Below are 16,416 nucleotides of genomic sequence, written 5' to 3' on the forward strand. Positions count from 1 at the left end.
TTGACAATAGGGAGTGAAAAGGGTTAATCTACAATCAAAACTCTGAAATCTAAAATTACAAAATCCCTCTCGCCTTAATTTCTAAATATTTATTAATCGTGTCCAAAGTTAGGTTTTCGGGTTGGGTAAGCACCGAATAAATTCCGTATTTCTTGAGTTCGTTGACAATTAATCGTTTTTCGAAAGAAAATTTCTCGGCGATTACTTTGTCATAGACTTCTTGAATATTCTCAGCTTTTTTGTTGATGAGTTCATTCAATTCAGTATTTTGGAAGAAAACCACAACCAACAGATGGTTTTTGGCAATTCCTTTCAAATAGGGAAGTTGCCGATGCAAAGCATCCATAGTTTCGAAATTGGTGTACAAAATAATCAAACTTCTTTGATTAATATTTTTCTTGATATCGGTGTACAAACGGCTGAAATCACTTTCAAAAAAATCAGTTTTGATGTTGTACAAGGTTTCCAGAATTTTGTGCATTTGCGAAGCGCGCCTTTCGGAAAAAACACGGTTTTCTACTTTTTTCGAAAAGGCAAATAGTCCCGCTTTGTCTTGTTTCTTCAAAATAACATTCGACAAAACCAAAGTGGCGTTGATGGCATAATCCAGTAAACTCAAACCGTTGAAAGGCATTTTCATCACACGGCCTTTATCGATAATCATATAAACCGATTGCGATTTTTCGTCCTGAAATTGATTGACCATCAAAGCGTTTTTCTTGGCGGTGGCTTTCCAATTCAAGGTTCTAACGTCGTCGCCTTGATTGTATTCCTTGATTTGTTCAAACTCCATTGTGTGCCCAATTCTCCTGATTTTTTTGATGCCGTATTGAAACAAATTGTTTGAAAAAGCCATCAAACTGTATTTTCGTAACTGAATGTACGAAGGATAAGTGGGCACCATTCTCTCCTTGTCGAATTGAAATCGTCTTGAAATTAAAAACAAAGGCGAAGAAACATATACATTCAAATTTCCGAAAACATATTCGCCACGCTCCGTTGGTCGCAAATAATATTGAATTTCTTTTTCCGAAGAAGCCTTGATTTTTTGCTTGATATTAAAATTACGAACCTGAAACTGAAAAGGAATTTCATCAATTATTTTGACAGAAATCGGGAAAGTATAATAATTTTTGATGCCAACTCTTATTTCGTTTTCATCGCCATTGGATAATTTTTCGGGCATCATTCGACTGCCTTCGATGCCGTTTTTGGTAAAAAACAAAATCAGGACATCCAAAACCAAAAAAGTCAATAAAATCAATACAACATACCAAGTGGCGTTGTACAATGCGGGAAATATGAATGCCAAAACAAACAATCCCACCACGCCCAAAAGCGCATAGAAAAAGAAATTGTTGATGTATAAACTTTTTAGTAGTTTCATAATTTTTATAATCTGGAAACTTAATTTTTAGCCACGGATTTAACTGATTAAACGGATTTACGCTGATTTTTTGAATTGAATAGTTTTAAATCTTTGCTAATCCGTTCAATCCGTCTAATCCGTGTGCCATTTTTACCTCGGAATCTCCACACTTTCCAATATCTGTTTGATGATTTCAATACTCGTAATGCCTTCCATTTCACGTTCCGGAGTCACGATAACACGATGTTGCAACACAGGAATGGCGGCTTCTTTGATGTCCTCCGGCGTTACGAAATCACGTCCTCGAATAGCGGCAAAACCTTTGGCAGCATTCAAAATCGCAATCGAAGCACGAGGCGAAGCGCCGAGATACAAAAAGGCATTTTCACGTGTATTGATTACGATTTTCGCAATGTATTCCAGTAGGTTTTGCTCGACGATAATTTGTTTGACTAAGGCTTGATATTGCTTGATTTCCTCCGACGAAAGCACCGTTTTGATGTTGTCGAGTTTTCCTTGGTTTTGGAGTAAATGTTCTCTTTGGATAATCAGGATTTCCTCGTCCATTTTTGGATAATCAATGGAGATTTTGAACAGAAAACGGTCTAATTGGGCTTCGGGCAAACGATAGGTTCCTTCTTGTTCAATTGGGTTTTGAGTGGCAATTACTAGAAAAGGCGTATCCAAAATATAAGTTTTACCATCGATGGTGATTTGGCGCTCCTCCATTACTTCAAAAAGAGCGGCTTGGGTTTTGGCAGGCGCGCGATTGATTTCGTCAATCAATATCAAGTTGGAAAAAACGGGTCCTTTTTTGAATTCAAATTCTGATTTTTTCAAGTCGAAAACCGAAGTTCCCAAAATGTCCGAAGGCATCAAATCTGGTGTGAATTGAATTCGGCTGAAGCCAATGTTCAAGGTTTTAGACAACAATTTTGCTGTAATCGTTTTGGCAACACCCGGAACACCTTCCAGCAAAACGTGACCGTTGGACAAAATAGCGACCAGCAATTGATCAATCATTTTGCTTTGCCCCACGATAACAGTTCCCAATTCCTGTTTGATGGTATTGATGCTTTCCAAAAGCGGTTCTAAATTGATTCGAGATTGAAAATTTACGTTTTCAGTTTGATTTTCATAGTTTGTTATTTCTTCCATATATTTTTGTTTTAAAATGTTGGGCTTGATTTTTCAAACACATAGAAACATAGATTTTAAAAAATTTAAAAAGGCGTTTCACTTTATATAAATACACATAGCTATGTGAAAGAAATGTATTTCCTTTTGTGTTCTTTTTTTATGCATAAAATCTATGTTTCTATGTGTTTCATTTTTTTAATTCATCACTTTTTCTATCGCATTATTAATTTGCAGCAAATCGTCTTCGATGCTGATATAGTTGTTTTTTCGATAGGCGTTTATCAAGGATACTACATTTTGAATGGCGTCTAAATCTTTTCCTGATTTATGATGTAGTTTTTTGATAAAATCATCATCTAATTTATTGGTTTCAATTAAGTATTCGTTGCGAACTTTCTCGAGAAAATAGATAATTTTTTTATCGATAATGTTGTTGTGATCGCTTTCTTGATAGTACAAATTCCCGATGGTTTTCGTAAAATCGACTGTGGTGTTGGCCAGCGGTTTGATGATGGGAACGATTCTTTGTTTTCGTTTGGCATTAAAAAATATAAAAACCAACATTCCAATCAAGAAAATGTACCAAGCCCATTTTAGCGCGGGTTGGCTCAAGATATAACGCATTGGCGAATCCGAAATCACTTCGCCAGTTTGATCTTTGATGCACCAAAAAACGTCTCCTTTCATAATATAAGACAAGACTTTTTCGGCATATTCGTGATGATTTCCCTTCAATAAATGAAAATTGGTAAATGCCACGGGTTGAGTGTGTAAGTAAAAAACGCCACCTTTATAATTCACTTTTATGAAATTCACTCTAGTACTATCGCCATTCTGATAACCTAAAACTGTCGTGTTTAGTGTGTCGATTTTAGAAAAATAATTGTTGTTTATTCCTTCGGTGATTTTGTATTTCTGGTTGCCCAATTTTTTGTTGGCGACCCAGTTGTAGATGCTGTCCGAGTATTTGTATTCGCTTTCCATCTTTAGATTCAAACTGTCCAACAAGGTATTCGGAATCATTTCGGAACTAATAAAAGCACCGTTTCCGTGATTGACAAACGTACAGATTTCAGTAATGGATGCTGCGTCAAAATCTGCAATTTTAGAAATACTGAGAAATGTTCCTTTTATGCGGTAATCATTTACGAGCGTGTCATAATCAAATTTACTGTCAAAATATTCATACGGAGTCGTGTTGAATTTTTCGATTTTTTGCCCATTCAAAAGCGACTCTATTTCTTTATCGAAAACGTGCATTCCGAATGGAATTTTGTCTTTGAGAGAAAAAGTAGGTGTCCAATCAATGGGTTTCGGGCTATTGCTGTCGATTACAACAATAGCCACAAGGAGCAACACCAAAAGAGCGATGTAGATTTTTAGCGTTTTATCCATTGTTGATTGTTTTTATTGAGTTGTCGAAAGCGTTTCTGGCTTTTGCAAAAGTGGCTTCGTCCAATTCGAATTCGCCGTACCAAATATTGTTGTACAAATACGACAAATAGGCAAAATCTTCTTTTAAGGCTTCGTTTTTTATTTCATAAAGATAATCGGAGTTGGTCTTTTCGACATCCCATTCGATAATTTGTTTTTCGGACATTTTCTTGAGCATCCAAAGGTAATAATAGCGAATTGCCAATCTATTTTCGCCAGATTCTAGACTTTTTTGAATCAGTTTTTCGAAGTCAACCAAATGCAGGTTTTTCTCAATTTCGTCATAATTAATGATTTTTCTATCGGAGTTTTTGCCAAAAATCCATTGTCCTTCTTTGTTCATTATGGCTTTTACAATCATATAAATTACCGCTACGACAATAAGAATGGCGATAGTTCTGAGCAAAATTTCCACAAAATTAACAGCCGATTTGCTATCGTTAAAACTGAATAAATTTTTAAAAAAATTAGCCAGCCATTCTTTAAAACGATCCCAAGCATTTTTCTCTGGTGTTTTAAATTCGTAGATAAATGATGGGTCGGTGTACTTCTTTTTGAAATTTTTGGCAAAAGGTTTCAATACAACAAAAGCCGAATCGATAGCAATATCTTTTTCGGTAAAAACGATTTTTCCTTTTTTGGCTACAGCCAACGAGTCTTGGGCTCCAATATTGGAACTAAAGAAAAAAAGTAGTATAATTAGGAATTTATTCAATGGTTGACGAAATAGTTTTTGAATTAATTTGCGCAAAAGACTAAATGGCATTGTGCCTGAAAATTTATTTTTAAATCGCTACATAGATACTGTTTTTCTATGAACAATAAAAGGATAAATCAGGTAATAATAAGAGATTATCGCCAAAGTAAATAAAATGATGAAACTGCTCAGCCAATTGGGCATATCAATAGAATATCTGGTAATGAAACCTTCGAGAAAGCCTGCTGCAATAGTAAAAGGAACAGTGCTCAAGAATATTTTGAAACTGTTTTTGAAACCAATTTTAAACGAATTAATTCTCGAATAGGTTTTGGGAAATAGGATGGAAGCACCCAAAATATAACCCGCTGCGGTTTCGATCACGATGCCAAAAATCTCCATCGCTCCGTGAATCCAAATACCTCGAACGCTTTTCCAAAAAACACCTTGTTGAAAGAAAAAATATTGGAAAGAACCTAACATAATAGCGTTTTGCAAGGAAATGTAAAAAGTGCCAATGCCACCAAAAATCCCAAAAATGTAGCACATCATTCCAACTTTCAAATTATTGAACGTGATGCCAATAAAACTACCCCAATTGCTTCCCGATTTATAAATAGCCACCGGATTTCCTGCTTTTATGTTCTCTAAAGTTTCATTGACATAACCGTCGCCAAGTATTAATCGAACGAAATCGGCATCGTATCGGGCAGAAATGGCTCCGATAGCAACAGTGGCAAAAAAAAGCACAAAAGCATAAATCAAATACCTGCGATAGTCATAAAGGATTATCGGCACTTCGGTTTTGAAGAAATACTTTAATCGATTGCTTTCGGTTCGTTTGGTCTTGTAAATTTTTTGATAAATTTGTGAGGCTAAATAGTTTAGATAAACAACTGTTTTGCTTTTGGCATAATACGTTTGAGCGTAGGACAAATCATTCATCAATTGAATGTATAAATTTGCCATTTCATCAGGATTTTTTTTAGCTTTACCAAAAATAGCTTGCTCAAACTCAAGCCATTTTTCTTTATTGGTTTTTATAAATGCAATTTCTCTCATCGAGTGCTAAAATAAGAAATATGTCAGAATTATCTATAAGTACAACACAAAATGTTACAATAAATTTTAAAGCCGCTTCAGTAGGTGAAAGAATGGGTGCAAGTTTGTTGGATTTCTTTATTAAGATTGCGTATGCGATCGTTGTTGGGTACGTCTTTTTTTATTTGATGGGAATTGGTGACCTTGTAAGCAACGTCGATATGTGGTCAAGAATGTCTGTGATTTTATTTTTTTTCTTTCCTATAGTAATTTATTCTGTCACGCTAGAAAGTATTTTTGAGGGACAAACCATTGGAAAAAAATTATTAAAAATAAAAGTTGTAAAAATTGACGGTTATCAAGCGAGTTTTGGCGATTACCTGATTCGTTGGCTTTTCAGGATTGTCGAAAACAATTTGATGGGTGGATTAATAGGATTAGTAGCCATGATAGTCAATAGCAAAACTCAGCGAATGGGCGATGTGGCTGCGGGAACTGCTGTTATCACATTGAAAAATAATATCACAATCAATAGTACAATTCTCGAAGAAATTGGAGATGCGTATTTGCCTATTTATCCTTTGGTAATTAAACTTTCGGACAATGACATGCGAATTATAAAGGACACTTTTCTGGTTGCCGAAATGAAAAACGACTTTGATACCATTGATAAATTGACCAAAAAAATTGAAAATGTCACTGGGATAAAAAATCAGTCAGGCTTTCAAATTGATTTTATAAAAACTATTCTGAAGGATTACAATTTTTACACGCAAAACATGTAAAGTTTTGTAGTTTATCGCGTTAAAAATAAATAACCGGCAAGCGGTTTTGGGTAATTTTGGTCATTCAGGTCAAGCAAATAATAGTAGGTTCCCGAAGGAACTCCTGAATGATTGTTTAATAAACCTTTAGTTGCACTGCCATCCCAATCTGGCGAATTATTGTTGCCTGTCCAGATTAAAGTTCCCCAACGGTTGTAAATAGACAAATGAAAGTTCAAAAAAACATCTCGCAATCCTTCAATAAAGAAGCTATCATTTTTTGTATCGTTATTTGCCGAAACAAAGTTGTAAATTCTCGGTGGACAATTTTTTGTGGTCAACAAAAAAGAGGTTTTGTTGAAACAAATTCCATTGTCAACTTTTACAAAAATTGTCATTGGAGTGCTTTCAGCAGTATAATTAGCGGTATTCAAAATAGCGTTAGTTCCATTTTCTAAGTCATTTATTGTCGGGTAAAAAGTTACATTATCCGTTGAATTTAACTTTACGATATCTTCATAATCAGAAAAATCGAAAACACCTTTGCTTAATCCTAAATTGCAAGAAATTAGGGTTTCTAAAGGAATTAATTTCCCTGAAACAGCTAAAGTTATATTTTTTGAAAATGTATTATTGCCTTCATTGATTTCGGTCACCATTCCAGTGCCAGTTCCATCATCATCAACAACAAATTTCAATTCAAAACTATCAGGAATAGTATTCGGAATAAGTACTACTATAGAATTACCTTCATTGCCATTTATTGGAATAGCATCAACCGTTTTGGTCTTTTGTATCAAAACAGTATTTGCATAAACTGCAATTGGTGTTTCAGCTGGTAGCGGATAAATGCCGTTATCATTAGAAACGGTGTAATGCGCAATTACAGTACGAGAATTGCATTCTAATTCGGTATCGAATGTAATTTCTGCATCGGGCAATGGACTATTTAATTTGGTTACAACGGCATTGATCATAACGAAATCTTGTCCTGAAGTCAGCTGAATCTGAGCTGAAGTATCGCCAATTTTAATGTTATTTTGGATAGGGTAAACATCCAAATCCATATTGTACAAATCACTTGCTTGAGTAAAACTATTGGTTCCGTTAAAGGCATTATTTGCCGGATTTAAAGGCGGATTGCTAATTAGATTTCCATTTATTCGTAAGGTTTCATTGACGGCTATTCCGGAATCTCCTTCCCAGGCAAGGAAACCAATTTTGGAATCTATATTATCAATAACATTCAAACTATTTAAAGTGATGTTTATTTCGTTTGGAACCGCTTGTAAACCGTCATAAATGTTCACTTGATTTAACGGTGTTTTTTTGTTTTCGTAAACAACAATGATAGCCCAACCAGCAAAATTGGTCTTATTCAAAAAATGGTCTTCTATAAACGGTGACACATCAAAGTCGGATAAAGTATAGGTGCCATTTCCTGACGATTGAATTAATGTGGTTATGTCTTTAAAAGCACTGAAATAATCAAATACTAAATTCGGCGCTAGTCTTTGATATTTAAAAGTTCTGTCGGGATTTATAGTTTGCCCGTTTAATTTTACATCAAAATCTCCAGTTCCGCAGCCAGCCCAATATAAATAAGCTTTTTCTATAACATCATTTGGATCTAAATTTAATACTGCCGAAGAGGAAGTATAAACAGAAGGGAATGTTTGAAATGAATTTTCAGATGGGTTTAAGGTGTTTCCTAAAAAAACAAAATCATATCTTCCGTTAAATTGTTGGAGTAACGAAATGTCTTGTCCGAAAAAGGAGTTGGGAATTAGGACACTAAATCCGATAATTATTTTTTGAAAATATTGTTTCATACATAAACAAAAGGGATTCAATGTCAAAGTTACAAAGGTTTTACTATTAATTCGTACAGCAATTGTTAATTAGCGAATTTGTTTTTTCCTTTTTAAAATATAAATAAAAAATGCTTAATTTCACAAATTCTAAACCATACTAGTGAAAAATTATTCTGTTCAACGATATCAAAAAAGTGATTACAAGAATTGGAACACCTTTATAGGGAACGCCAAAAATGCTACTTTCTTATTTCATCGTGATTTTATGGAATATCATTCCGACAGATTTCAAGATTATTCTTTGATTGTTTTGGATGGTGAAAAATGGGTGGCTGTCCTTCCCGCAAATGTAGTTGGGGATGAAGTATTTTCGCATCAAGGTTTGACTTATGGGGGATTGGTTTATAATGAAAAACAAAAATTGGCTTCTGTAATTGATATTTTTAAAACTATTTTATCGTTTATGAATGAGAATAAAATAGAGAAATTACAAATTAAATTACTTCCCTCTATTTATCATCAAAAGCCAGCCGAAGAATTGAATTATGCTTTGTTTTTGGCGAAAGCCCAATTGACACGAAGAGATACTTTATCGGTTTTGGCTTTGTCGCAGCACAATAGTTTGTCAAAACTCAGAAAAAGGAGCATTCAAAAAGGAATTTCTAATAATTTTAAGATAAAAGAAGTGGATGATTTTGAAACTTTTTGGAATGAAATATTAATCCCCAATTTAGCCCAAAAACACCAAGTAAAACCCGTTCATAGTATACAAGAAATCACAAAATTGAAAGCCTTATTTCCAGAAAATGTCCGACAATTTAATGTATATCAAAACGGAATTATCGTGGCTGGAACGACCATTTTTGAAAGTGATACTGTGGCTCATTGTCAATATATTTCTGGTAAAGAAGACAAAAACGAATTGGGGGGATTGGATTTATTATTTCAATATTTGATTTCAGATGTTTTCAAAAACAAACGTTTCTTCGATTTTGGAATTTCCAATGAAAATCAAGGGCGCAAGCTCAATGAGGGCTTGTCGTATTGGAAAGAAAGTTTTGGAGCGAGTACGATTGTTCAGGATTTTTATGAAGTGGAAACCGTCAATTTCACCAAACTTGAAAATGTTTTAAAATAAATTTCACCTGTATGCAATACAAAAGTTTAATTTCTAGTATAGACGAAACGCACCAAACTTTGCAGCAAAGTGCCGTAAAAGCGGTGAATAGTAACATCACCTTGCGAAATTGGCTCATAGGATATTATATTGTAGAGTTTGAACAAAACGGAGAAGATAGAGCCCAATATGGGGCGAAATTGTTAAAAGAATTGGCGAATAGTCTTAAAATAAAAGGGCTTTCTGCACCTGAACTTTCTCGTTGCAGACAGTTTTTTAATACCTACTCTTTGTTTATTGATTTTTTAAATTTTTTACCTGCATACGATAAAATTAAAAATAAAATTACTTCAAATAAAATTTTTGGGTCAGTGACCCAAGAATTGGAATTAGAGATTCTTGGGTCACTGACCCAAAAATCAGAAAAGCAAAAATGGAGGTCAGCGACCCCCGAATTGCAAAATACTGGAATTGAAGAAGACGAAACCTATTATACTCAAATTTTCACACAAATTTCATACACCCATTTTGTAGAATTAATAAAAATAAAAGAACCTACCAAACGCAAATTCTACGAATTATCAGTTATAAAAAACACCCTTTCGGTTCGGGATTTAGAACGACAAATAGCCACATTAACATATGAAAGAGTTGGTTTGGCGGGAAATACTGATTTGGCATTCGCAGCATTAAAAAATAAAATAATTCCTGAAACTACAGATGATGCTATCAAATCAATTTACTTTTTTGATTTTCTAAATTTACCAAACGCTCATCTGGTTGAAGAAAACCAACTTGAAGAAGCACTAACCAATCATCTCGAAAAATTTATAATCGAACTCGGTAATGGTTTTTGTTTCGAAGCCCGTCAGAAAAGAATATTGATTGATGATGAATATTGTTTTGTGGATTTGGTTTTTTATCATAGATTGCTAAAATGCCATATTCTTATTGCATTGAAAGTGGATAAATTCAAACACGAACACCTGTCGCAACTTAACAGTTATGTGGGATATTATAACGATCAAGTCAAACAAATGGATGACAATCCGACTATCGGAATTTTGCTTTGCACCGAAAAAGGAAACAAAATGGTCGAATATGCATTGGCAGGAATGGAAGAAAAACTATTTGTAAGCAAATATCTAGTGCAATTGCCTCAAAAAGAACAATTGATACAGTTTATTGAGAATGAATTGAAATACAACTAAAAAAATGCTAGAGTTAAACCACATTCATTTTGTTCAGGAAGTAAAAAATCAAATAAAATCGGCCCAATATCGTGCTTTACAAAAAGTAAATACAGAGCAAATACAATTGTATTGGAATATTGGCAAAACAATTCTCGAAAGGCAACAGCAATATGGCTGGGGCAAAGGGATTGTTGAGGTTTTAGCCACCGAATTGCAAAAAGAATTCATAGGTATTAATGGATTTTCTGCTCGTAATTTGTGGTATATGCGAAATTTATATGAGCAGTATTACACCAGCGCTCTAATTCTGCAACCATTGGTTGCAGAAATTCCTTGGACACATAATATCCTAATCTTAGAGAAATGCAAGGACGAACACGAAAGGTTTTATTACATCAATATGACCAAAAAATTTCAGTGGTCAAAAACCTTATTAATTAATGCAATTGACAACAATTATTACCATAATACGCTTTTAAATCAAACAAATTTTTCTGAAACTTTGGAGGTTCAGGCAGCTAAAAATGCTGATTTGATAATCAAAGACGAATATACTTTTGATTTTTTAAATTTATCAGAACCTTATTCTGAAGCTCAATTAGAGCAAGCAATTTTATCAAATATCCGAAATTTTTTAATTGAATTGGGAGGTGATTTTTCTTTTATTGGTAATCAATTTGCAATAAAATATGACGATAAATTTTATGAAATAGACTTGTTGCTTTTTCATAGAGAGCTTCAATGTTTGGTCGCGATAGATTTAAAAATTGACGAATTTAAACCCGAGATGGCTGGTAAAATGAATTTTTATCTATCGACATTAAATAAATTGGTTAAAAAAGACCACGAAAACCCAAGTATTGGAGTTATTATTTGCAAATCTAAAAACAGAACTACTGTCGAGTTTGCCTTACAAGATATTAATAAACCAATAGGTATTGCCACTTATACTTTAAACAAAGAACTGCCTAAAAACATAAGTGCCTTTTTTCCGTCAAATCAAGAATTTGTCGATAAAGTAGAAAGCATTACTCATTATATTAAAAAATTAAAATGATAAAATTCCTCGATTTAAAAAAAATAAACGCTCCTTATGAAACCGCTTTTCAAGAAAAATTGAAGTCGGTTTTAGAAAGCGGCTGGTATATTTTGGGTAATGAAGTAGCTGCGTTTGAAACTAATTTCGCGAATTATTGCCAAGCAAAATACTGCATTGGTGTTGGTAATGGTTTTGATGCTTTGGTTTTGATTTTCAAAGGCTACATTCAACTAGGAAAATTACAAAAAGGAGACGAAGTTATTGTTCCAGCGAATACTTATATTGCTAGTATTCTGGCTATTTTAGAAGCCGATTTGGTGCCAGTTTTGGTCGAACCAAAGTTAGAAACGTACAATCTCAATCCCGATTTGATTTCAGAAAAAATCACTTCCAAAACTAAGGCAATTCTAGTGGTTCATTTATACGGACAATTAGCTGAAATGGTAAAAATAAATGAAATTGCTATTCAAAATAATTTAATTGTTGTAGAAGATGCAGCTCAAGCTCACGGAGCAGGAAGAAGTGTTCAGTGTTCAGTCGATAGTGAGCAGTTAGATGCTGAAAATTACGAACCACAAGTCGCAAATCACAATGCTATTGCGTATAGTTTTTATCCGGGAAAAAACCTTGGTGCTTTGGGCGATGGAGGAGCAGTTACTACAAATGATTTTGACTTGGCAAAAGTCATACATTCATTACGTAATTATGGTTCTGAAGAAAAATATAAGAATGAATATATCGGTGTAAATTCAAGACTAGATGAAATTCAAGCCGCTTTCTTAAATGTGAAATTACCTCATTTAGATGCCGATAATACTATCCGAAAAGGGATTGCCAAACGCTATTTTAACGAAATAAAAAACGATAAAATTATTTTACCAACTTTGTCATTGCGAGGAGTTGCGAGGGAAGAAGCAATGCAATCTCACGTTTTTCATTTGTTTGTCATTCGAACTAAAAACAGAGACCATTTACGACAGTATTTATTAGATAACGGAGTTCAAACCATAATACATTATCCCATTCCGCCGCATCAGCAAAAAGCTTTTAGTCCCGAGACTTCGGGATGGAATCATTTGTCTTTTCCTATTACGGAAAAGATTCATAAAGAAGTGTTTAGTTTGCCAATTAGTCCAGTCTTAACAATGGATGAGGTTAGTTTTATTGTTTCAATTTTAAATAAATACTAAGTTGGAATTGATTAAAAAAATTATCCAAACCAACCTATTTAAAATCACTTCTTTAAATAGTGTAAGTGTCTTAATAAAAATGGCAATTGGGCTGGTGATGTCTAAATTTATAGCTGTTTTTGTTGGTCCAAGTGGAATGGCTTTGATTGGGAATTTTCGGAATTTTATGGCTGGTTTAGAAGGCGTTTCTACTTTGTCTTTTTCTTCGGGAATCGTCAAATATATTGGTGAAAATGAAGAGGACAAAAAGGAAATAGAAAAAATAATTTCTACCGTATTGCTGAGTTTTTTGTTAATTGCATTTATTTTAAGTATCCTCATTTTTTCCTTTTCGGATTATTTATCTTTTGAAATATTTGGAAATGATCTAAAATATTCCATAATAATTAAGGTTGTTGCTATTGTTTTGCCTTGGAATACTATATCAGTTTTATTTATATCAATTATTAATGGACTAGGCGAATATCAAAAAGTGATTCTTGCCAATATTATCAGTAATGTATTGGTTTTAGTGCAGTCGTTAGTACTTATTTATCAGTACAAAACAGTTGGTGCATTGATTTCAATTGCGTTAATTCCAGTTATTTTAGTTTTTGTAAATGCCTATTTTTTACCTAAAGAATCACTTGTTTTTAAAAGGTTAAGCTTTAAAAAATATGATTTCAAAATTTTTAAAAACTTGTTTACCTTTTCCTTAATGATTTTGCCTTCGGCTATTTTGAGTCCGTTTTTTAATCTACAAATAAGAAATTTTCTAATAGAAACCGCGGGAATCGAATCAGGGGGATTATGGGAAGCTATTTCTAGAATTGCCAATATTTATTTAGTGTTTATAAGTACGATAGTGAGTATTTATTTTTATCCTAGACTTATAAAAGCAAAAGCAATATCCGATAGTAGAAACGTAATTTGGAGTTTTTATAGAAATATTTTTCCAGTTTTTATTTTGGGAACTATTCTAGTCTATTTTTGCCGATTCATCATCGTAAAATTATTGTTTACAACCGCTTTTTTACCAGTTACTGAATTATTTTTTTGGCAATTAATTGGAGATGTTTTGAAAGTTGCTGGAATGATTTTGGGATTTCAATTATTAGCCAAGAAACAAATGTTACCCTATATTTGTTTTGAATTAATATCTTTCTTGTCGTTGTATTTCTTTAGCGTATTTTTTATAAAAACCCTCGGATTATATGGGGTTGTTATTGCACAAGCATTAGAAAATTTTGTATATTTAGTTATACTAATGCTCTATTTCAGAAAAGATTTCTTTTTAAAACCCACTCGTTTTTAATGATGAACCCAATAATAAATTCAAGTATTTCTCCTAGTTTGTTGATAACAATTTTTGTTCCTGTTTTTAATGGTGAAAAATACCTAAACGAGACATTATCATCAATAAAAAATCAAACTTATTATAATATTGAAGTCTTGTTAGTAGATGATTCCTCTACCGATGAGAGCAAAATTATACTAGATAAATTTGCAAAGGAAGACAATAGATTTAAAGTTTTTGTAAAAGAAAACGGCGGAATGGTTTCTGTTTCGTGGAACTATATTATTCCTAAAATAAAAGGGGATTTTGTTTTTTATACCTCTCAAGATGATATTTTTTCGATTGATCTTATCGAAAAAATGGTGGCGAAACAACAGGAGACCAATGCTGATGCCATACTTCCAGATATGGAGTATTATTTTGAAAACAGACAAAACAATAAAAAAACAATTGGTTTTAATGGAAATAGAAATGTTGTTTTAACGGGTAGAAATGCCTTTGAAGCCTCTTTAAATTGGGAAATTCACGGTTTTGCATTACTAAAATCGAGTTTGATAATTGAAGAATTTTTTCCTGAAGATGCCTTTGATAGTGATGACTTTATGACTCGTAAATTGTATTTAAAAAGCAATAAGGTAGTTTTTTGTGAAGGGACTTTCTTTTACCGCCAAGATAATCCTCAGGCAATAACTAAAACTTTTTCGAAGAAAAACTTTTATACTTTAAATTCGGCATTTCGTTTGTACCACGTGCTTGAAGATAATAATTTTGATAAAAACAGCATTATCAATGTGCAGTTTGCTTTGCTTCTCAGGCATTTGCAGTTAACATCCATTTGTCAATTATACCATTTTGATTCTCCTTCAGATAGAACTGAAATAGCACAATATCTAACCGATTTCAAACAGAAACATTTTACCCCCTCTTTTTATTTTTCTAATCTTTGTTTTGCAATACTAAATTTAAAGTTGAGGTTTATTATATTATTGTTAGTGTGCAAAATAGACATAGTATTCAAAATTACAGCAAAAACTTATTCAAAAAGCAATACAATTAAAGGATGTTCCTAGTACCAATGTGCTACAAATGATTTGTTCATAGTTACCCTTACATATACTAGCGACTTTTCTTAACAATTTAGTTATAATTTATTGTTAAAAAACTTGTTAAATTCATTTTCTTTTTTCTATTTTTACAAGAATTAACCTCTTAAAATAAGAAAAATGAAAAAATCAACACAAGTTGTACTCTTAGGAGTATTGTTTTTAAATGCCATTACGGCAACTGCGCAAATTAGCACCAGTACTGGGGGCGCTGCAAATGTATTGGCAAATTCGCCGACAACGAATACTAATGTGGGCATTGGCAACGCTGCACCTTCTGGAAAGCTCGATGTAATTGGGAATACTGGTGTAGTTAGCTTAGCTGCTAATTCGACTGCGACGGCAAATTTTAGAACATCTGGAACTGTACAGGTGGCTATTTCAACTTCTTCAACAGCACCTTTCACTACTTCATTGCAAGCTAAGCATACAACAACCAGTTTTAATCAGGCGTACCCTATTGCGCTAAACCCGCTAGGAGGTAATGTCGGTATTGGCACAGCAGATCCTAAAGCTACGTTGGATGTTAATGGTACAGTAAAAGCAACACAAGGTCTATTTTCGAAATCATTGCCTACTGGCTCTGTATTTACTGATTGGATGGACAGGAATGAAAAATGCGATGTTTTAACAGCAGGGAGTATAATAGGCACAGGTCCAGGTTTTGTTAATACAAGAATGCTTAATTTTTTTGATTTTCCTCAATCGAATATAGACGCAAAACCAACTGTGTTTTTAGGCATTGAAGACCGAAATAATTTTGGTCGTTATCGGTTTATAGCTGAAACTGGTGGGAATACTCAAATGATTATTTTAAATAAAAGTCAACAAGAGGTAATGAAAGTGTATGAAGATGGTAATGACAATGTTACCATGACATTGCCAAAAGCCAATTCATTTATAGGTATAGGGACTACATCTTTTACCGATGGGATGGATACTTACAGGCTCTCGGTAAAAGGAGCTATTAGAGCCGATAGAGTTAAGGTTTATACCACTTGGGCAGATTTTGTTTTTGAGAAAAACTACAAACTGCCAACATTAAAGGATGTTGAAAATCATATCAAGAAAAATGGACATCTAAAGGATATTCCTTCTGCAAAAGAAGTAGAAGCAAAAGGCATAGAATTGGGAGAAATGAACAAATTGCTTTTACAAAAAGTGGAAGAATTAACACTTTACATGATAGAAATGAATAAAGAAATGCAACTGTTAAAAGAACAAATTAAAAAATAAAAA

The 16,416-nt window shown here is 33.3% G+C and carries 14 protein-coding genes; 8 read left to right on the plus strand and 6 right to left on the minus strand.

Annotated elements, in window-relative coordinates; genetic code table 11:
- Positions 1-55 precede the first annotated feature (55 nt).
- The 5 genes from RMO83_RS02975 to RMO83_RS02995 form a co-directional block, all read right to left on the minus strand.
- Positions 56-1,387 carry a DUF58 domain-containing protein gene (locus RMO83_RS02975; RefSeq protein WP_310558185.1) on the minus strand — a complete coding sequence of 444 codons (1,332 nt, stop codon included), beginning with the start codon at positions 1,385-1,387 and terminating at the stop codon, positions 56-58.
- 132 nt (positions 1,388-1,519) lie between these two features.
- Entirely contained in the window at positions 1,520-2,527 is a 1,008-nt protein-coding gene (locus RMO83_RS02980) for a MoxR family ATPase (protein WP_310558186.1), read from the minus strand.
- A 177-nt stretch (positions 2,528-2,704) separates the two neighbouring features.
- Positions 2,705-3,904, minus strand: a complete 1,200-nt coding sequence (locus tag RMO83_RS02985) for a DUF4350 domain-containing protein (RefSeq protein ID WP_310558187.1) — start codon at positions 3,902-3,904, stop codon at positions 2,705-2,707.
- Positions 3,897-4,658, minus strand: coding sequence for a DUF4129 domain-containing protein (locus tag RMO83_RS02990; RefSeq protein ID WP_310558188.1), 762 nt, complete (start codon positions 4,656-4,658; stop codon positions 3,897-3,899). Before RMO83_RS02990 ends, RMO83_RS02985 begins: the two co-directional genes overlap by 8 nt.
- A gap of 78 nt (positions 4,659-4,736) precedes the next feature.
- Entirely contained in the window at positions 4,737-5,702 is a 966-nt protein-coding gene (locus tag RMO83_RS02995) for a stage II sporulation protein M (protein ID WP_310558189.1), read from the minus strand.
- A 20-nt stretch (positions 5,703-5,722) separates the two neighbouring features.
- Here RMO83_RS02995 and RMO83_RS03000 point away from each other — a divergent pair, with 20 nt between their 5' ends.
- A complete protein-coding gene (locus tag RMO83_RS03000) occupies positions 5,723-6,466 on the plus strand; it encodes an RDD family protein (RefSeq protein WP_310558190.1) in 744 nt (247 codons plus the stop codon).
- A gap of 11 nt (positions 6,467-6,477) precedes the next feature.
- On the opposite strand, the gene RMO83_RS03005 is transcribed toward RMO83_RS03000, so the two are convergent.
- Positions 6,478-8,277, minus strand: a complete 1,800-nt coding sequence (locus RMO83_RS03005; protein WP_310558191.1) for a gliding motility-associated C-terminal domain-containing protein — start codon at positions 8,275-8,277, stop codon at positions 6,478-6,480.
- 142 nt (positions 8,278-8,419) lie between these two features.
- Between RMO83_RS03005 and RMO83_RS03010 the strand changes: the two genes are divergently transcribed.
- From RMO83_RS03010 to RMO83_RS03040, 7 genes are all read left to right on the plus strand, one after another.
- Positions 8,420-9,397, plus strand: a complete 978-nt coding sequence (locus tag RMO83_RS03010) for a GNAT family N-acetyltransferase (protein WP_310558192.1) — start codon at positions 8,420-8,422, stop codon at positions 9,395-9,397.
- A gap of 11 nt (positions 9,398-9,408) precedes the next feature.
- The gene (locus tag RMO83_RS03015) at positions 9,409-10,587 is read left to right on the plus strand and encodes a PDDEXK nuclease domain-containing protein (protein WP_310558193.1); all 1,179 of its coding nucleotides are present in this window, start codon (positions 9,409-9,411) and stop codon (positions 10,585-10,587) included.
- Positions 10,588-10,591: 4 nt separating this feature from the next.
- The gene (locus RMO83_RS03020) at positions 10,592-11,626 is read left to right on the plus strand and encodes a PDDEXK nuclease domain-containing protein (RefSeq protein WP_310558194.1); all 1,035 of its coding nucleotides are present in this window, start codon (positions 10,592-10,594) and stop codon (positions 11,624-11,626) included.
- Positions 11,623-12,798, plus strand: coding sequence for a DegT/DnrJ/EryC1/StrS family aminotransferase (locus RMO83_RS03025; RefSeq protein WP_310558195.1), 1,176 nt, complete (start codon positions 11,623-11,625; stop codon positions 12,796-12,798). The genes RMO83_RS03020 and RMO83_RS03025 overlap by 4 nt, the downstream gene beginning before the upstream one ends.
- Positions 12,799-12,805: 7 nt before the next feature.
- Entirely contained in the window at positions 12,806-14,092 is a 1,287-nt protein-coding gene (locus tag RMO83_RS03030) for an O-antigen translocase (protein WP_310558219.1), read from the plus strand.
- A complete protein-coding gene (locus RMO83_RS03035) occupies positions 14,092-15,144 on the plus strand; it encodes a glycosyltransferase family 2 protein (RefSeq protein WP_310558196.1) in 1,053 nt (350 codons plus the stop codon). The genes RMO83_RS03030 and RMO83_RS03035 overlap by 1 nt, the downstream gene beginning before the upstream one ends.
- Positions 15,145-15,297: 153 nt before the next feature.
- Complete coding sequence (locus tag RMO83_RS03040; protein ID WP_310558197.1) at positions 15,298-16,413, plus strand: hypothetical protein; 1,116 nt, start codon at positions 15,298-15,300, stop codon at positions 16,411-16,413.
- Positions 16,414-16,416 lie beyond the last annotated feature (3 nt).

It is taken from the genome of Flavobacterium sp., from assembly GCF_031423415.1.
Taxonomy (GTDB): Bacteria; Bacteroidota; Bacteroidia; order Flavobacteriales; family Flavobacteriaceae; genus Flavobacterium.

What these genes read in the sequence shown, in the direction of transcription:
- RMO83_RS02975 (WP_310558185.1), bottom strand. Translation starts at nt 1,387, where the DNA reads ATGAAACTACTAAAAAGTTTATACATCAACAATTTCTTTTTCTATGCG.
- RMO83_RS02980 (WP_310558186.1), bottom strand. Translation starts at nt 2,527, where the DNA reads ATGGAAGAAATAACAAACTATGAAAATCAAACTGAAAACGTAAATTTT.
- RMO83_RS02985 (WP_310558187.1), bottom strand. Translation starts at nt 3,904, where the DNA reads ATGGATAAAACGCTAAAAATCTACATCGCTCTTTTGGTGTTGCTCCTT.
- RMO83_RS02995 (WP_310558189.1), bottom strand. Translation starts at nt 5,702, where the DNA reads ATGAGAGAAATTGCATTTATAAAAACCAATAAAGAAAAATGGCTTGAG.
- RMO83_RS03000 (WP_310558190.1), top strand. Translation starts at nt 5,723, where the DNA reads ATGTCAGAATTATCTATAAGTACAACACAAAATGTTACAATAAATTTT.
- RMO83_RS03005 (WP_310558191.1), bottom strand. Translation starts at nt 8,277, where the DNA reads ATGAAACAATATTTTCAAAAAATAATTATCGGATTTAGTGTCCTAATT.
- RMO83_RS03015 (WP_310558193.1), top strand. Translation starts at nt 9,409, where the DNA reads ATGCAATACAAAAGTTTAATTTCTAGTATAGACGAAACGCACCAAACT.
- RMO83_RS03020 (WP_310558194.1), top strand. Translation starts at nt 10,592, where the DNA reads ATGCTAGAGTTAAACCACATTCATTTTGTTCAGGAAGTAAAAAATCAA.
- RMO83_RS03025 (WP_310558195.1), top strand. Translation starts at nt 11,623, where the DNA reads ATGATAAAATTCCTCGATTTAAAAAAAATAAACGCTCCTTATGAAACC.
- RMO83_RS03035 (WP_310558196.1), top strand. Translation starts at nt 14,092, where the DNA reads ATGATGAACCCAATAATAAATTCAAGTATTTCTCCTAGTTTGTTGATA.
- RMO83_RS03040 (WP_310558197.1), top strand. Translation starts at nt 15,298, where the DNA reads ATGAAAAAATCAACACAAGTTGTACTCTTAGGAGTATTGTTTTTAAAT.